General features: G+C 54.0%; 16 protein-coding genes. 10 read left to right on the forward strand and 6 right to left on the reverse strand.

All coding sequences use genetic code 11. The features are described from left to right. The first annotated feature begins 182 nt into the window (after window positions 1-182). Window positions 183-2267, forward strand: a complete 2085-nt coding sequence (locus tag CKL79_RS11035; protein WP_121969641.1) for a thioredoxin domain-containing protein — start codon at window positions 183-185, stop codon at window positions 2265-2267. 9 nt (window positions 2268-2276) lie between these two features. Here CKL79_RS11035 and CKL79_RS11040 read toward each other — a convergent pair whose 3' ends face one another. Both CKL79_RS11040 and CKL79_RS11045 read right to left on the reverse strand, forming a co-directional pair. Further along, entirely contained in the window at window positions 2277-3455 is a 1179-nt protein-coding gene (locus CKL79_RS11040) for a TRC40/GET3/ArsA family transport-energizing ATPase (protein WP_121969642.1), read from the reverse strand. A 134-nt stretch (window positions 3456-3589) separates the two neighbouring features. Continuing rightward, window positions 3590-5434 (reverse strand): N-acetylmuramoyl-L-alanine amidase, encoded by a 1845-nt coding sequence (locus CKL79_RS11045; RefSeq protein ID WP_121969643.1) that lies wholly within the window; start codon window positions 5432-5434, stop codon window positions 3590-3592. Between the two features lie 309 nt (window positions 5435-5743). Between CKL79_RS11045 and CKL79_RS11050 the strand changes: the two genes are divergently transcribed. From CKL79_RS11050 to CKL79_RS11060, 3 genes are all read left to right on the forward strand, one after another. Continuing rightward, on the forward strand, window positions 5744-6316 hold the full coding sequence (locus tag CKL79_RS11050) for a YHS domain-containing (seleno)protein (protein WP_121969644.1): 573 nt from the start codon (window positions 5744-5746) through the stop codon (window positions 6314-6316). Between the two features lie 174 nt (window positions 6317-6490). Beyond that, entirely contained in the window at window positions 6491-7225 is a 735-nt protein-coding gene (gene msrA / locus CKL79_RS11055) for a peptide-methionine (S)-S-oxide reductase MsrA (RefSeq protein ID WP_240518801.1), read from the forward strand. A gap of 358 nt (window positions 7226-7583) precedes the next feature. Continuing rightward, the gene (locus CKL79_RS11060) at window positions 7584-8309 is read left to right on the forward strand and encodes a VTT domain-containing protein (RefSeq protein WP_205879058.1); all 726 of its coding nucleotides are present in this window, start codon (window positions 7584-7586) and stop codon (window positions 8307-8309) included. Between the two features lie 77 nt (window positions 8310-8386). On the opposite strand, the gene CKL79_RS23475 is transcribed toward CKL79_RS11060, so the two are convergent. After that, window positions 8387-8869 (reverse strand): DUF2945 domain-containing protein, encoded by a 483-nt coding sequence (locus CKL79_RS23475; protein WP_205879059.1) that lies wholly within the window; start codon window positions 8867-8869, stop codon window positions 8387-8389. 389 nt (window positions 8870-9258) lie between these two features. On the opposite strand from CKL79_RS23475, the gene CKL79_RS11070 reads away from it, so the two are divergent. The 3 genes from CKL79_RS11070 (at window position 9259) to CKL79_RS11080 (ending at window position 11509) form a co-directional block, all read left to right on the forward strand. After that, window positions 9259-9501, forward strand: a complete 243-nt coding sequence (locus CKL79_RS11070; RefSeq protein WP_170944035.1) for a hypothetical protein — start codon at window positions 9259-9261, stop codon at window positions 9499-9501. A gap of 89 nt (window positions 9502-9590) precedes the next feature. Beyond that, entirely contained in the window at window positions 9591-10223 is a 633-nt protein-coding gene (locus tag CKL79_RS11075; protein ID WP_121969646.1) for a DUF3386 domain-containing protein, read from the forward strand. 74 nt (window positions 10224-10297) lie between these two features. Next, window positions 10298-11509, forward strand: a complete 1212-nt coding sequence (locus CKL79_RS11080) for a DUF4336 domain-containing protein (protein WP_121969689.1) — start codon at window positions 10298-10300, stop codon at window positions 11507-11509. Between the two features lie 42 nt (window positions 11510-11551). Here CKL79_RS11080 and CKL79_RS11085 read toward each other — a convergent pair whose 3' ends face one another. Then, entirely contained in the window at window positions 11552-12733 is a 1182-nt protein-coding gene (locus CKL79_RS11085) for a septal ring lytic transglycosylase RlpA family protein (RefSeq protein WP_240518803.1), read from the reverse strand. Window positions 12734-13117: 384 nt separating this feature from the next. Then, window positions 13118-14026 carry an ion channel gene (locus CKL79_RS11090; RefSeq protein ID WP_240518804.1) on the reverse strand — a complete coding sequence of 303 codons (909 nt, stop codon included), beginning with the start codon at window positions 14024-14026 and terminating at the stop codon, window positions 13118-13120. A gap of 218 nt (window positions 14027-14244) precedes the next feature. Between CKL79_RS11090 and CKL79_RS11095 the strand changes: the two genes are divergently transcribed. Then, window positions 14245-15105: a M28 family peptidase gene (locus tag CKL79_RS11095; RefSeq protein ID WP_121969647.1), complete on the forward strand. Its 861-nt coding sequence runs from the start codon at window positions 14245-14247 to the stop codon at window positions 15103-15105. A gap of 76 nt (window positions 15106-15181) precedes the next feature. Beyond that, a complete protein-coding gene (locus tag CKL79_RS11100; RefSeq protein WP_121969648.1) occupies window positions 15182-16489 on the forward strand; it encodes a Caspase domain-containing protein in 1308 nt (435 codons plus the stop codon). Between the two features lie 20 nt (window positions 16490-16509). Here CKL79_RS11100 and CKL79_RS11105 read toward each other — a convergent pair whose 3' ends face one another. After that, window positions 16510-16917, reverse strand: a complete 408-nt coding sequence (locus tag CKL79_RS11105; protein ID WP_205879060.1) for a cytochrome c — start codon at window positions 16915-16917, stop codon at window positions 16510-16512. Between the two features lie 459 nt (window positions 16918-17376). On the opposite strand from CKL79_RS11105, the gene petG reads away from it, so the two are divergent. Continuing rightward, window positions 17377-17490 carry a cytochrome b6-f complex subunit V gene (gene petG / locus CKL79_RS11110; RefSeq protein WP_121969693.1) on the forward strand — a complete coding sequence of 38 codons (114 nt, stop codon included), beginning with the start codon at window positions 17377-17379 and terminating at the stop codon, window positions 17488-17490. The last annotated feature ends 2 nt before the right edge of the window (window positions 17491-17492 follow it).

Below are 17492 nucleotides of genomic sequence, written 5' to 3' on the forward strand. Positions count from 1 at the left end.
GCGTCATACCTAGCAAACGCTTTAAATGTGTTAACTAAGCGTGTTAGTTTCCAAAAATAGAGCATTTTGGTCAAAAGATCAGCCGTCTTATGGCAGGCACTTTACCAATGTTCACCAATGCTGTCTAAAAATCTGACCTGTTAGACTGCAAGCAATTGTTTGATTGCCCTCTTAATAAACTCATGACCAATCAGTTAGCCGATAGCAGCAGCCTGTATCTGAGAAAACATGCTGAAAACCCGGTGGACTGGTGGCCCTGGTGCGACGAGGCGCTAGAGAAAGCCGTTCAAGAAGACAAACCGATTTTTCTCTCGATTGGCTACTCTAGCTGCCACTGGTGCACGGTGATGGAAGGAGAGGCTTTTTCGGATGAGGCGATTGCCACCTACCTCAACGCCAATTTTCTGCCTATCAAAGTAGATCGCGAAGAGCGCCCCGACATTGACAGCATTTACATGCAGGCGCTGCAGATGATTGCAGGACAGGGCGGCTGGCCGCTGAATATCTTTTTAACCCCATCTGACAGGGTGCCTTTTTACGGCGGCACTTATTTTCCGGTAGAAGCTCGCTACGGTCGTCCGGGCTTTTTACAGGTGCTACAAGCCCTGCGCCAGCTCTACGATACCGACACCGATAAGGTTGAGTCTGTGAAGTCGCAGATTTTAGGCGGGCTAGAACAGTCGGCGCAGCTACAGGTCGGCGCACTAGACCAAACGCTGCTGCCAGAGGGAATCATCGCCTGCGCGAGAACGCTGATGCCCTTTGATACGGGCACGCGCTTTCCGATGATTCCCTACGCTAGGCTGGTGCTCCAGGGCGTTGGCAAAGCCTCTCCTGTGGAGAATCGCTTTCTATCAGCCGCAGACTCCGACACTCCGATTGATGGGCTGCATCTGGTTCGCCAGCGGGCTTTTAACCTGGTGACCGGCGGCATTTTTGACCCTGTCGCGGGCGGCTTTCACCGCTATACCGTAGACCCTACCTGGACAGTGCCTCACTTTGAGAAAATGCTCTACGACAACGGCCAAATTGTAGAGTTTTTGGCTGAGGTATGGCAGAGCGGCGAGCAGTCTCCAGCGATCGCCCGCGCAATCGACCAGACGGTCGTTTGGCTGCAGCGAGAAATGCAAGCAGACGATGGATTCTTCTACGCCGCGCAAGATGCCGATAACTTTACTAGCGCTGAGGCCAGCGAACCTGAAGAAGGTGACTTTTACGTTTGGTCAATGGCTGAGCTGACAACGCTGCTCACTGCCGATGAACTCTCTGAACTCACTGCAGAATTTACAGTCACCGAAGCGGGCAACTTTGAGGGGCGCAATGTCTTACAGCGCAAGTCTAGCGGACAGCTCAGTCAAACGGTGGAGCAGGCGCTAGAAAAGCTGTTTCAGGTTCGCTATGGCGCGCTACCTGCTGACACACCCACGTTTAAACCCGCTGTTGATGCGCAGGCGGCTAAAACTGTCAATTGGCCCGGTCGCATTCCGCCCGTGACAGACACCAAGATGATCGTGGCCTGGAATGCGCTGATGATTTCAGGCTTAGCAAAGGCCGCCGCTGTGTTTGATCGAGCTGACTATCTGGCGATCGCCCTTCAAGCAACCCAGTACATCCAGCAGCACCAGCAGAGTGAAGGCACGTTTTACCGGCTGAACTACGACGGGCAAGCCGCCGTCCCCGCCCAGGCAGAAGACTATGCGCTGTATATCAAAGCGCTGCTCGATATACAGCAGGCTTGCCTGAGATTTGATGAATATCGGGCTCAGGCAGCAGATTGGCTGACGGCGGCGATCGCGCTTCAAACCCAGTTTGATCAGCAGCTCGGCAGCCAGCAAGGTGGCTACTTCAATGCAACCGGCAACGAGCTGATTGTGCAAGAGCGAGCCTATCAAGACAGTGCCATTCCGTCGGCTAATGGGGTAGCGATCGCCTCTCTCATGCGCCTGTTTCTCCTGACCGAAAATCAGGACTACCTCAGCCGCGCTGAAACCGCCCTACAGTCTTTTAGCACCGTCTTACAGAAAGTCCCCCGCGCCTGCCCTAGCTTGCTCAGCGCCCTAGACTGGTTCACACATCCCATGCTGATTCGGACAACGACTGACCAGATTCCTGAGCTGATGAACCAAATGCTACCTACGGCTGTGCTTCAGATTGAAGAGCTACCAGAAGGGGCGATCGCTCTTGTCTGCCATGGCCTAAGCTGCCAGGCACCCGCTACAGATATTGCTATGCTGCAAAATCAAATCAAGCAGAGTCAGGGGCTTTAACGGCAGTGCCTACAGCGTGGGAAAACGAATCTTGAGATAGTCATCTTCCATTTTTGCACCAGCGGGCTGAAGCGCAGCTAGGGCTTGAGGCAACACCAGATTACGGCGATGGTTGCCAATGCGAATATTCAGCTCGTCTGCCGTTTTGCTCAGCTCTACCTGGTCTTTAGGAATGCCAGGTAAATATACTTCCAGGCTATAGCTGCCTTCTTCCTGCACCACTCTCAGCGTCGTTTCTTTGTAGTAAACCTGGGCCGGATCTTCGTCGCCGTACAGCGTTTCTTTGAGTCTATCGAGCGCTTCTAGACCACACATTTCTTCCGAGTAAAGCGGCACTTCCTTAACCGGCAGCGGGTGAAAGTTGGCGTAGATCTGGTCTTTATATTTCGACTGCTGATCTTTCCAACGCTGAAAAAACGGATCGCTCACACTGTCTGGAATGATCCGGTTAGCCACGACCATATCGGTGGCCACATTATAAAGACTCAAGTAGGCATGGGCTCTGAGCGACTCTTTAATCACCATTTTCTCGGGGTTGGTCACCAGCCGAACTGAGGTGATTGTAGGATCAGACAGAATTTTCTCTAGCGCTTCTAGCTGCTCATAAAATTCGTAGGGCGCATCCATCACCTCTTTGGTTGGCAAAGAAAAACCCGCCACTGGCCGAAAGAAAGGCTCTACTAGCGGGCGTAGCGCGGTAGAAACCGCCTGAAAAGGCTTGTATAGTCGGCGCATATACCAACCGGCAACTTCCGGCAAGCTGAGCAGACGGAGCGCTGTGCCGGTGGGCGCAGAGTCAATGATCAAAACGTCATATTCGTTTTCGTCGTAGTGACGCTTCATCCGCACCAGGCTAAAAATTTCATCCATGCCCGGTAAAATTGCCAGCTCTTCAGCTTCAATGCCCTCTAATCCTCTGGCCTGTAATACCTGAGTGATATAGCGTTTGACCGCGCCCCAGTTGCCTTCTAGCTCGCGCAGCGCGTCGAGTTCTGCGCCCCAAAGGTTCGGTCGGATTTCTTTCGGGTCGTGGCTGAGTTCTGTATCAAAGCTATCTGCTAATGAATGCGCCGGATCGGTACTGAGCACAAGGGTTTTATGCCCCACCTCCGCACAGCGCAGGCCCGTTGCCGCCGCGACTGAGGTTTTGCCTACCCCACCTTTTCCGGTCATCAAAAGTACGCGCATAGCAAGCTGGCCTGTAATGAAATAACGTTATTTCACTGTAACCAGTTTTGCAGGGGTTCTGGAAGTTTCTCATGCTGTAGAGAGAGATATAGGTGCGATCGCAATCCCCTATTGATTTTCTCTACTGAACATTTCTACTGAACATTGAGATACTGCAAAATCCCGTTGGCAATCCCATCGGCAATTCGACCGACGGCCTGCGGATCTCTAAACCGAGCCGCATCTTCACGGCCTGTGACAAACCCAGTTTCTACTAGCACAGCTGGCATTGAAGTATTGACCAATACGTAGAATCGAGCCCGGCGCACACCGCGATCATTTAAATCAGTGCGCTGTAAAAGGCTGTTGTGAATAGTCTGCGCTAACCGCAAACCAGAGGAATGGTAGTAAGTCTCCAGCCCGTTGACTTCAGGGCGGCTCAGGCTAATCGCGTTGGCGTGAATGCTCACGAAAATATCGGCATTGGCGCGTTCGGCGATGTCTACTCGGGGCTGCAGGTCAAGCTCCCGGTCATCGGCGCGGGCCATCACAGTGTTAATTCCCCGATCATTGAGGATTTGCTGGACGCGGCGGGAGATGTCGAGGTTAATGTCTTTTTCTCTCAAACCGCCAATACCAATCGCCCCTGGGTCACGGCCACCGTGGCCGGCGTCAAGCACGACCGTTAGCTGGCCCTGGCGAGGCCGAGGGACAGAGGGAGCAGGCACTGAAGGAGCGGGTACGGCGGGAGAGGGCACAGAGGGGGCAGGAGCAGGCCGAGGAACGCTGGCAACGGGCGCTGATCCTTCGATAATTTGCGCGGGCAGTCGGGCGGCGCTGAGCCTTTGCTGTAGCTGCTCTGCCCGGTCACGCTCGCGGAATCGCCCGGCCTGAATAAACGGACGGCCATTAACCTGTGTTCGAAAAGCACCCGCTTCGATAGTATTGACGCGATCGCGCGTATCCGCCCCACTCTCAGGCACCACCACCTGATAGTACGTGTCGCTGCTAGCCGGCTGACCGGGGAGCGCCGCCCGCCGCCCTTCAATAATTTGAGACTCAATGCCCTGCCCTGAGAGTTGGGCAACTAGCTGATCGGCCCGCGTCTGCTCTTGAAAAAGGCCCGCCTGGATCACCTGCCGACCGTCAACGGTAGCATTAAAGGCATCAGGAGCGATCTGCCGAACGCGCGATCGCACAATAATCGATGAGCTAGGAACGATTACCTGATAAAAGGTCTCTCCACTAGCCGGACTGCTCGGACGGACAGGAGACGCCCCCGGCGCAGGCAGTGAGCCGCCGCTCAAGATAGGCGGCCTCACAGGTGTCGGCGCAGCCGGTGCCGGAACAGCGGGGGTAGGCGCAGCGGGTGCGGTCGGGGCCGGGGCCGCGGGTCGAGGACCACCCGCCTGGGCGATGACTGTTTCTAAGCTCTGGCTATTAGAAAGATAAACATGGCCCTGAGCACTACCATTGAGAGTTCTCCGTGATAGCTGCCAACCAGGATCTAAGGTGATTTTGACAAAGTCGTTGGCGACGCCGTTACTACGACCAATTTCTAGCGTTGGTAGGTCGCCGCCCTGACCTGGCAAGGCACCGGGCAAAGCAATCAAAACCAGACTGTCTCCCTGACGGGTCAACTGCAGTCGGTAGCGGCGGCTGAGATCTTCGTTACCAATATTGACCGAGTAGCCATTGCTGTCAGATCGCCGCCCGCAAATACCTGAAAAGTCAAAATTGAGCAGCAGCGGCTCAATCACCGTAGGACTGCCCGCCCGTTCAGCAAAGCAGGCGCGCTGGTCGGAGAGCTGCTCTAAAATCAGCAGCCGGAAGAACCGACCGTTGGACACCGGTTCTGCGATCGCCACAGCTCGCTCTGGCGCAATCGGTTGCTGGCCGTAGTTTTGGGCTAAAGCACTAGTAGAAGCGATCGCACTGCCGACTAAAGTAGCAGCAGTCAGCGCAGTAAGTGTGGTGAGGCGACGAATTGCAGATTTCATGTCTTCAGCAGTGAGCAGTGCAGCGAACAGTGATCAGATTCCCGGTGTTACTCTTATTCGCCAACAGGACTATAGCAGGTAGGTTGGGCTTCTAAAGCACTGACCCTATTGAGTGGGTTTTCTTTCTCAGCAGGTTGAGTTTATGTGACTACTTTTGATTTGTCACATCCGCTCATAATCAGCCCTTGAGCGATTTATTAAGTTCACAGACAGCGCTCATCTCTGTTTCATGTGACCAACTTATTTTGTTCATACAGCTTCTAAAAGTTACCCATAGGTCTCATCAAAATGAATATCGCCCGGAGATTTATGGTCTCATTTCGTCAGCCTTTAGCCGCCTTAGCCGCAGGCACCGTGATCGCCATTGGTCTGGCAGCCTGCTCCCCCACTGAAACGGCTCTCCCTGAAACTGCACTCCCTGAACCGGCAGCAGCCCCCACCGGCACTGAACCAGCCGCCCAGCCGCCTGCCGTCACCGCCGCTGCTAGCCCTGAGACTGCGGTGACTAAAACCTACTTAAAAGACGGCGTGGCCATCTCAGGGGCCGATCCGGTTGCCTACTTTAGCGAAGCCGCCTTTGTCCCTGGCAGCGCCGACTATACCTATGAATGGCAGGGCGCAACCTGGCAGTTTGCCAGCGCTGAAAACCGCGATCGCTTTGCCAGCAACCCAGAGCAATATGCCCCCGAATACGGTGGGTTCTGCGCCTGGGCCGTCGCCGCCAAAAACGCTCTGGTGCCCACCGACCCCAACACCTGGAGCATCGTTGATGGCAAGCTATATCTCAATGCCAATCAGCAGGTTCAAAACCGCTGGCAAGCCGATGAGCCCGGCTTTATTGCCCAAGCCGACAGCAGCTGGCCAACCCTGGCCCAGCCGTAGCCATGAGCCAAACCGGTTGTTTTACTCAGGCTGCGCAAGACCCGCAGCAAAAAACCGCAGCACTAGCTAGACTTTAGACAGAGCAACGATTGGCGTGAATTACAGCGCTGACCGGTACTCTGCGCAGTAAACGACGCATAGTTGGGCGGCATAGCAAGCATGGGAAGACGGCTGTTGACGAGAGTTTTGGTAGGGCTGAGCATTTTCTTCATCAGCTGGGGGACGGTAGGCTGCGCTCAAGTCAATGCCCCCGAGCAACCGGCTAATTCTGACCAGGTTGGTATGGCTGTCTCTATGAGTGATGGCAGCAAGAGTGATGGCAGCAAGAGTGATGGCAGCAAGAGTGATGGCAGCAAGAGTGATGGCAGCAATGCTGATTTGGCGACGGCCACCTTTGCAGGCGGCTGCTTTTGGTGCATGGAGCCGCCTTACGATCAGCTACCAGGCGTTGTCTCTACAACGTCAGGATACACAGGCGGTACCGTTGAAGACCCGACTTATACAGAGGTCTCTGCGGGTGGTACAGGCCATGTAGAGGCGATGCAGGTACGCTATGATCCTAGCCAGGTGAGCTACGAAACCCTGTTAGAGACGTTTTGGCACAACATAGACCCGCTGGACGAGCAGGGGCAGTTTTGCGATAAGGGGAGCCAGTACCGCTCAGTCGTTTTTTACGAAAACCCCAACCAGCAATCGCTAGCACAGGCCTCCAAGCAAGCTGTAGCCAGTCGATTTGATCAGCCCATAGCCACAGAAATTTTGCCTGCAGACGATTTTTATCCCGCCGAAGATTACCACCAGAACTATTACGAAACTCGCCCTATACGATACAAGGTGTATCGGTTTGGCTGTGGGCGAGATCAGCGCCTGTCCGAAATATGGGGAGCGGATGCCCCTGATCATGAGTAGTTTTTGTCAACTTCACACTGTCTGGCGCTAGCTTCATCACTTAATGTCGGCATTGTAAAACCGGGCGCTGCTCCATACTCAAAAGCTGATTTCTATTGGATATTGGAGATTCGTTTCTAGCCTGTTTACCATGGGCTTCCGTTTCTGACAGGGGTTTTAGTAGATAGAGCGTGATGGATAGACGATATCGCCAGTCGAACGCACTGTAACGCTGTCTAGGCAGTATGCTCATGCTGTATTCACTTTGCCTGCACTCACTTTACCTGTACTCATTTTGAGGGTGGCCTGACGAGGCTGCACTGCTTAAAACTTTAAGAACTTAGTTCAAGAATCCCTACGCTCAGGGTTGAAAGCTTGTATGGATATGACTTTGGCTTGGCTGCGAAAAAAACGGGTTTGGGTAGGGCTGGCGATCGCCAGCTGCTTAGCCGTTGTGATCAGCCAGATGCCCTTAGTGACCTGGCTCACTGACGCCCATCAATGGCTGGCAGGGTGGGGAGTTTGGACCATTCCGATGTTCATGGCCATCTATATCGTTGCGGCTATTTTTGGCTTGCCCAACATCGTTTTAATCCTGGCAGCGGGCACCCTATTTGGCCTGACAGAAGGCGTCGTCAGCGCTTCTATCGCCGACACCCTGAGCATTGCCGCCTGCTTTGTGATTGGGCAAACAGTGGCTCGCCGCTGGATTATTAAAGTCGTACGAGAGAACAGCCGGTTTCACAGGTTAGACCGGGCGTTTGCCCAGCAAGGCTGGAAGATAGTACTGCTCAGCCGCCTATCGCCTTTGCTCCCTTCCAATATCCTTAACTATGGCTTTAGCCTGACTCAAATTAATTTTTGGGAGTATCTGTTTTTCTCCTGGCTGGGAATGCTGCCGGTCATTTTTACCTATGTCTATGTCGGCACCTTTAGCGCCAACATACTCACGCTAAACGGGCAGCCCGAAAACATGGTTTTTCAGGCATTAGGTCTGGTTGCAACGCTAGGGGTGATGATCTACACCACCCGGCTGACGACTTCAGCGCTCCGTCACCAGGAAACTCATGAGGCTGAGCACCGTCACCGCCACCGTCACCGGTAGCTGAACCCCTCAGGCCCGATAGAGCCACTAGCTCAGCCCAGGCCCGAGTTGACTAGCCCGAGTTGGGGTTGCAACCGCTATTCAGCTGGGCCTAAAGCTTCTGGCTTGTGAGCGGCTTCGCTGCCTGTGCTTTCGCTTTCTATCAGATATTGCGGATCAGACTCGGTGGCTTTGGCCGTATATCCTTTAATATCGGTCGTTTCAGTGAGTTTTTCTTTGATGGTGCCGGTTGTTTTGCCCTGGCTAGTGTTCCACTGAACGCGATCGCCTGACTCAAAGCTATCGGCACCGCTCTCTGCAGACGAGGACGCACGACCGCTCGAATCAGCCTGAGAACTGGACTGAGCGCTGGCCTTGGATAGCGCATCCGGGCGATGACCGGTCACGTTGCCAGTATTGTCATTCTCAACGAGATAGCGCGGATCGCCCTTGGAAGCAGAGACGGTATTGCCATCTACCTGCTTATCTTTAGTCAGGTGCTCCTGCACCGTGCCGGTCGCTGTGCCCTGCCCAGAAGGCCACTCTACCCGGTCACCTTTTTTGAACGCTGGCTTTGCCATTAGATGATTTCTCAAGAAGTTACTAATTTGGCCTGTGGAGTGTACTCAACCCACATAGCTACCTAGCCAGGGTAGAGAGCTTACCGCCTGTATAACCTCTGTCCATTCTCAGGTTTGTCAATCTCGGCCAGCAAAATATATAAAAAGACAGATAGCGTTACCTCTGCAGTAGCGCGACCATTTTCATATATTTAATAAATATTAACTATAGAAAAATCCGCAGCAAAGTAGCTCTGCAAAACTCTCTTTGAAGAAGTCACCTATAGATGGGCGCAGCTTCGCTCCTATAGATATTTGAGCCTAGATATTTGAGCCGGATACTCTTATAGTACAAACGAACCATTTTTGATCTGTTTCTCGCAGTTCTGACGATGCTGACCGAGGTGCTTATGAACACTCAACTGATGCCAGGAACGTTTGTCCGCCTGAAAGGTCAGCCCAGTGATTTGCCAGACTTCATCTTGGAGCGCTATCTGGGGAAATTTTGCTGGATTCGACAGCAGGCTTGGGGAAAATGCGTTCAGTGGAAAGTCGAAGCGACACGGATTGAAACTGAGCCAGCGGTCGGCGGTGCTGAGCAGGTCTATGCGCCGGTCAGCCGATTGCCGCTGCATTTATCGTCTTTGCATTAAGATCGTAGCTAGTTGCTAGTGAGCGATCGCCCGCTGTTTTGCCTTTTGCAGAGCAGCTGTTGTCCACACAAAAATTTACACCCAAAACTATGACTGCCCTCCAAGTCTCCGCCCGCGAACTGGTTCAGGCCGCCTACGAAAATCGCTACACCTGGGATTCCTCTTTTCCGGGTTACACCACTGATGTGACGCTGAAGCAGGGCGACCAGGTGAGTCAGGGCAAGGCCCGGGTGAACCCTGACCTGTCAGCCGAGGTGTTTGACGTGGCCGATGAAGCGGCGGCAAAGATCATCAAAAGCCAGCTGTGGGAAGTAGCCATTCACCGGGTGAGCCGCCCGTTTGAAAAAACCCACGGAGAAAACACCTTTACCATTGAGGGCAAAGAAGCGGACGGCGCTGTCAAAATTGCGGTCGGCGGTAAGGCTAAAAACGATGCCTACAAGGTAAAAGATAACGAATTCACGATGGTTCATCGCCACATTCATGGCGTCGTCGTGACCATTCACACCTTTAGCAGTTACGACACCGGCAATGGATACCTGTCTCGCACTTACGATTCGGTATACCACGACCCCAAGACCGGCGAAGTGCAGCAGGGTCGTAGCGAGTTTACTGATGACTACACCGAAGTTGGCGGCTACACCATTCTGGCCAAGCGAACCGTGAAGTCAGCCGATAGCCCGGATATGGAAATCGCGTTTTCTAATATTGAGCTGCTGTAGGCTAGGGTTAACCCAGTAGCCAGGGAAAGTTAGCTTGAATGACCGCGCCTCCCCCTATCTCCATGCCCGACTCTATGCTTAAAACGGCTGATCGTAAGCGCGGCGATCGCTCTTGGCTGCTATGGCCGGTGGTGCCGATTTATCCCTACGGCCAGCGGCGCACGCTTCGCCGGGAGATTATTCCCGGTAAGCTCTGGCTCTTTGAGCAGGTGCAGGGGATTTTTTATGTGGTGGTGCCGATTCGGATGACGGTGATCAAGCTGGCTGAAGGCGGGCTGCTAGTTTTCTCGCCGGTAGCACCAACGCGCGAATGTCTGCGGCTAGTCAGAGATCTGGAGGTCGATCACGGTGAAGTGAAGTATGTGATTTTGCCGACGGTCACTGGCGTAGAGCATAAGTACTTTGCGGGGCCGTTTGCTCAGAGGTTTAAGCGATCGCAGGTCTTTGTCGCGCCCAACCAGTGGAGCTTTCCGATTGATTTGCCCATGAGCTGGCTGGGCTTTCCGGCTAAGCGCACCCATACGCTACCGGCTGACCCGCGTCAGACGCCCTTTTACGACGAATTTGACTACGCGACGGTGGGGCCCATTGAGCTGAGCGTTAAGCCCTACACCGAGGTCGCTTTTTTTCATCGGGAGACGCGATCGCTGCTGGCAGTTGATACAGTTCTTTCCATTCCGGTAGATCCGCCGGAAGTCGTCGCCCAAGACCCTTATCCGCTAATGTTTCACGCTCGCAACAGCGCTCAAGACCCCCTGGAAGACAATCCGGCCAATCGACGCAAGGGCTGGGCACGGATCGCGCTCTTTACCTTCTACTTTCAGCCTGAGACGCTGAATGTGCATCCGCTTAAAAGCATTTTGCAAAATGCCGTTAGCTCGCCTAACCGGTCTAAGAAAAACTACTTTGGTCTGTACCCCTTTCAGTGGCAGCAGGGCTGGCGTAAGTCATTTGCAATGCTGCGCCAGGACGGACAGCTGCTGGTCGCCCCCATTTTACAAACCCTGATCTTCAACCGGGGGCCGGAGGCAGTGCTGGCCTGGGTAGACCGGATTACCCAATGGGACTTTCAGCAGATTGTGCCCTGTCACTTCAGTGCGCCGATTGCAGCAACCCCGGCCGATTTTCGTCGCGCTTTTGACTTTTTACAGCAGCCCGATCCTCAGAGCTGGTCGGGCTTTAAACACAATTTGCCGAAGGGCGACCTGAGTACGCTGGGCCAGATTGACCGGCAGCTGCGGGGCAGCGTGCCTGCTTCACCAGAAGACAAGTCAGAAAACGGATAGAAAGACAGACAACATAGAGGCATGCATCGGTGCCACCAGCCGCTAGGACTCGGAAGCCACTGCTAGCGGCTGAGCCTCTTTTAAGATGACGGCTTCGTAGGGAATGACGCCTACTTGCTCACTGCCAAGGCAGCGAGCTGCTGCCTTGGAGAGATCGAGAGAGCGATCGCCTATATAAGGCCCACGGTCATTCACCCTTACAATCACCGTCTGATCGTTGAGCAGATTGCGTACCTGGAGACGAGTGCCAAAGGGCAGAGACTTGTGCGCTACGGTGAGATCGTTTTGGTTAAAGGTTTCGCCGTTGGCAGTCGTGCGACCGTGAAAATAAGGGCCGTACCAGGAGGCCTCTCCAGAGAGTGACGCTTCTGAAGCCTGCAGCCCTTTTAAAGATAGTTGGGCCTCAGCCGGGCTCAGCGGTTCTGCGGCTAGCGCCACTCGTAAGTTGTTAGCCCAAGAAATGGCTGTCCACTCGGGGCCGTAGCCGATTGATTCGGTCATAGACGGATTGACCGCAAACAGCTCGCGGTCATTAGCGCTAATCATCACGCTAGGAGACTCCAAGTTGTTGGCGTCGGATGCAGTCGGAGCCGGAGCGATCGCCTCCGGCTCAAACGAGCCTTGCCGCAGCAACCGTTTTAGCTGCTCGGCCAGCAGATAAGCGCGGCCTTCACCGGCGACATAGCCCAAAGTCTGCTCGCGCAAGCTGATCTGGTAGAGCGGGCCTGCTGCTGGTTCACCCTGACCGTAAGCCAAACACTTTTCCCTAAAGGCTTCTGCCCAGTCTGCATTTTCAGCGGCTACCTGCTCAGGCGTGAGGTCAACCCGCTTGACTGTGATTTCAGCTGCCATCGTCGTAGAGCTTTGCCCGCTGTCACGAGGCGATCGCTCAATGAGCACTGCCGCCCTGTTCTGGTTATGCCCAGCACTATCGATCTGGGTTGCTCGTAAGGTTCGCGCCACAAAATCAAAAGAGTTAGTCAACCAGAGCCATGCCCAGAAGCTAGCAGGCGTAGAGATTTGGGCTGAATTGAAGGAGGTGGCCGTCGGGTCTAGCGAACTACTTTGAAGCGTGTGAGCGCCGGACTGAGTACCGTAAACTGCTTGCCAAACGCTGACCGGACTTAATAAGGCGGGTATAAAAGGAGGCTGGGCTGGCTCAGTTGCGCTGGTCACAATGGCAGGAATATTGTCCTGAGAGGGCGGTAAAACTGGGGCATCCATACACTTCTGACTGTTTTCTAACGGTTTTTTCTGGCTGCGGCTCAGAGTGCATCTTGCATCTCGAATTAAAGGCATTAGCAGCGCTAGCCAAGCGTAAGACCCGTAGGCTAGCCGAACGCTCTGCACCAGGTATAATTTTTCCGGATCTTTTTGTATCAGAATCTACAATTATACAGACTTGATCCCGCCTTTTAATTTTTCCAACTGCCGCGCTGCCGGTAAAAGCGCGTCAGGTTAAGGTTTCATGAAGAGGTCAGAACAACCAGAAATCAACCAGTTGAGCGATTTAGGAAGAGAAAGTTTGGCCCTGTCGTCAGCTCACTTTTGAAAAGCTAATCTAAAAATCGGTCAAAGCCATTGACAAAATAGCCCTATCTATGAAAACTATTCCACTTCATGAAAGGCCGCAAAATCGATCTGGCGATCGCCCGTCTCCGTGACATGAATAATATCTTTTAGCTGCCGGTGCCACAAAATATCGCCCGTGTAGTAAGTGTGACGGGTGTGGATAGCCTGGGCCACCGTTTGGTCAACGCCGCTAAAAGAGACTAGCAGGGCGGCGTGGGTACGGACTAAATCGGCGTGAGAGAGATCATAGAGCGGACTTGATGGATCAATCGGATGGAGGGCAGTCCAGGTGAGAGAAAAGCTGGGGTTGCGATCGCGCAGTAGGCTTAGATCGTAATAGCGGCGCATCATTTTACCCTCGCTGACTTCATCGAGCGTGAGGTACACCCGCATCTGCGCTTCTAAAATCTGGTTACGGCGCTCATTGGCGGCCCTGAACATCAGCGTCGGTGTGCCTTGAAAAGGCGTGACCACCGCTACCTGGCTAAAGAGCACCTGGGCTGTGGGCCGAGAGAACCGGGCGTAAGCGAGCCCTGTGAGCACGGCGATTCCCAGGAGCGAAACGATCGCCTCTAGCGTGACTAACAAATGGCCATAGGTATTGCCCGGCGACATCACCCCATAGCCAATCGAGGCCGAAGTCTGCACACTAAAGAAAAACGCATCGCTAAATGAACCCGGCTCAGCGTTGATAATAGTATCAGGGCCACCTAGCAAAAACAGCAGCGCGCAAAAGGCATTGGCGATCGCATACAGACCAATGGTAATCGCGAAAAAGCCTTGCCACGGCACCGTCAGCATCAGGTAATAGGGTGATCGCCAGTAGGAATACCAAGCCCCCAACCCGAGGATCTGAAAGCGGCCCTGATCTACGCGAATGCGAACCTGGGATAGATAGCGTGATCGTTTAGCTGCCTGCCCTTTGCCCATTTTTGTCTCACCCATCGGTTCATGCTTAAGGTGCAAGTATTGGCTTAAATACGACGGCCAATACTGTGAAGGATACCGGCAGAAGATACGCTACAGGAAATATAGCGTTGGTCACTTGGCTTGAATACAGCAACGCAGACAAAACCTTTGCATAACAACAGGCCAAGTGACTCGCGTTACCCGAATGCATCCGGGCAACGCTATATTCAAATCGACCAGACGCCAGGGCGACCGTGCAACGCTCAGAGATAACCCAGCGGCTCAACCGCCATTTGCAAGCTTTAACTGGCCCCCGAGATCCCTATCTCGCCTCGGGCAGATATCAGCTAGCGCAGCAGTATATTCGCTCAGCGCTAAGTGAGTGGGGGCAGGTTAAGGCGCAACGCTTTTTGGTGCGAGGGCGCGAACATATCAACTGGAGCCTCGATCTAGCGGGCGATCAGTCTCAGCTTGCGCCAATTTTGGTAGGAGCCCATTACGATACGGTACCGGGTTCTCCGGGCGCTGATGACAACGCCAGCGGGGTAGCGGTGATGCTGGTGCTAGCCGAGCTGCTAGCAGATAAAGCCTCTACCAATCGTCCGCATCGGCCCATCCACCTGGTGGCCTTTGACTTAGAAGAGTACGGTCTGGTAGGCAGCACCACCTGCGCTCAGACCTGGCGTCAAGCGCAGCGCCCGATTCATCTGATGCTGTCTTTAGAAATGCTCGGCTATTTTTCAGCTGCCCCTCACTCTCAGCAATATCCGCTCGACTTGCTTCGGCGCATTTACCCCAATACGGGTGATTTCATTGCCCTCATTGGCAATGGCCCAACGATTCCTAAAATGATGAGTATGAAGCGCTGTTTGCAGCGGGCAGGTGCGCCCTGCCAGTGGTTACCGGTAGTCAACCGGGGCAGGCAAATTCCCGATACCCGACGCAGCGACCACGCTCCTTTTTGGGATGCAGACTACCCGGCAGTGCTCGTAACTGACACCGCCCATCTGAGAAATCCGCACTATCACACCGCTTCAGATCGTATAGAGACCCTAAATATAGAAGCGATGGCAAAAATCACTCAGGGGTTGGCCGCCAGCCTGTGCCGAATGTAGCGCGGCATCTACGGGTACTGAATAGGAAATCGCTTGCCTACAATAGAAGCGTGTTTCGAGCGGATTCTCAGCAGCTATGCAGCCTATCATCAAGCTACTAAGCGGCGTCGCCGTCGGGCTATCGATTAGCTGTGCGGCCTGGTGGCTGGATGGCTCAGTCAACCGGGGGAACCTGGCGCTGCCCGCGTCTTTACAGTCTGCCTGGGATAGAACTGCATCGAGAGCGCTGGAGCTACCGGCTCCGATTGCGCAGATTACGCTGCCCGCGTCAGCCAATACTTATTTTGGCGCAGTGGCCGGGGGGGGTGCGCCTAGCTACAACGAAATTGCGCTTGAGAAGAACCTGCGCTATTTTCAGCGATCGCTCACTCATCTCGGATTCGATCCGGCTACCGCTCACCTATTTTTTGCTAACGGCAACGACGGTCAGGCCACGGTCCGCTATCTTGATGAAAATGACCAGCAGCAATTCAAACCGCCCGATATTCCCGGCCTGAATGGGGCCGCTACCTGGTCAAATACGCGTGGCTGGTTTGAGGCCATTGCCCAAGCTGAACCCTGCCCAGCTTTCTTTTACTTCACCGGTCACGGCGCTCACAACGCTGAGAATGAAGACAACAACTGGTTGATCCTATGGGGTGAGCGATTGGTCTCTGTAAAAGCTATGGCTGGCTGGCTAGATGCCCTGCCTGCTGAGCAGCCCTTCGTAACGATGATGGCTCAGTGCTATGCAGGGTCGTTTGCCAATTTGATCTACGAGAACGGTGACCCGGCGCAGCCAGTCGCTTTGCAGACTCGCTGCGGATTTTTTGCGACAGTGGCCTCGCGGCCTTCGGTAGGCTGCACGCCTGCGGTGAATGAAGCTGACTACAAAGACTATAGCTCTAGCTTTTTTGCGGGGCTAAGCGGGCGCGATCGCACCGGCACCCCCGTTTCTTCGGCTGACTATAACGCGGATGGCCAAGTCTCTTACGCCGAAGCCCATGCCTTTGCCAAAGTCGATGAAGAAACCACTGACTGGCCGATTTCTACCGTCGAAGCCTGGCTGCAGCGACAGCTTTCAGACAGCGAAATGGCAGAAATTCTGGCAAAGCCGATAGAGGGTTGGATAGCGATCGCCCGCCCAGAGCAGCAGTATGTTCTCCGCGCCCTGGCCACCAAGCTCAGCTTTGACCTGGCCCGCTCTTACCAGCTGAACCGGGCCAGCGCGCCGCTACCAACTCCCGACACCGTCGAGCAAGCCTACCACCAGCGGCTGCAAATGGAGCTGGCTAATATTGCCGCTGAGCAGAAAATTCGGCAGGCGCAGCGACTGACGGGAGAGTCGGCACAGGTAGCCATCTTAGAAAGACTGCTCAAATGCGAAGCGGGCTTCTGGCAATAGCTGCGGCTTGCCCGCAGTCGTCACAGCGTTTCTAAAAAGCTCAGCAGGTCAGCCATATCCTTCTTATTAGGCTGAAACTGAGGCATCGGGGGCGTTTGACCGCTCGTTACCTGGTGGATCAGCGCCGCCCGCGATTTACGCTCAGGCACGTTGTGCAAATCCGGGCCCACTTCACCCGCTGCTTCGAGGCCGTGGCAGGTGGCGCAGTTAAGCTGAAAAATTTCGCGCCCCCGCTCCACATCGCCAGTCAGCTGCAGCACGCCCTGCACGTAGGGATCGCTTGCCTGTAGGGCATGAACGCCCCATAAGGCGATCCCCAGCCCCAGCACTAAGCTCACTATAGTTATTACGGCCTGCCGGGCCAGGGAGCCGTTTCTCTGGCCAGTCTGAAACTCCGTAGATTTCTCTGCGGGCTGGTCTTGCATCATTTGCTTCTGAACGCTCTCTGTTGCCACACCCAGCATCTCGTAACAACTCTTTAACTACACATAGCTTAAGATTTTTTCAGAGAATAAGACAAGTTTCAATACAGACCTAAACAATATTGCCTGCTTATATCTGCCGCCTCTGTAGCTATCTAAGACGGTTAGAGTTCAAGCATATCAGTCATTATATGCCCTTTGCCGCGCCCTTTCAGGCAGGGCAATCTCTGTCACCACCTGTAGGTTATTCCTTTGGCGAGCCTGCCCATCGCTGAAAATTAGACGCGGTTAGTGAACTTGAGTGTATTTCTTCGTTTAGGATCTCGATCCACATTAAGATTGAATAAGTGGACCGTAGAATAAGACATCCGGCGACTCGCTAATAGCTGGCTAGAAGGCCGCCTTTAGGGGGCTCACTGGTGGCTTAGTCCAAATTATTTGTACCGACAAGAGAGGAAAATCACTGTGGTAGAGCCTTTACTATCTGGCATCGTTTTAGGTCTGATCCCCGTTACCCTGATTGGCCTGTTCGTGGCAGCCTACATGCAGTATCGCCGGGGCGATCAGCTCGGTGGTTGAGT

This window comes from Leptolyngbya sp. BC1307 (genome assembly GCF_002286735.1).
Classification (GTDB): Bacteria; Cyanobacteriota; Cyanobacteriia; order Phormidesmidales; family Phormidesmidaceae; genus Phormidesmis.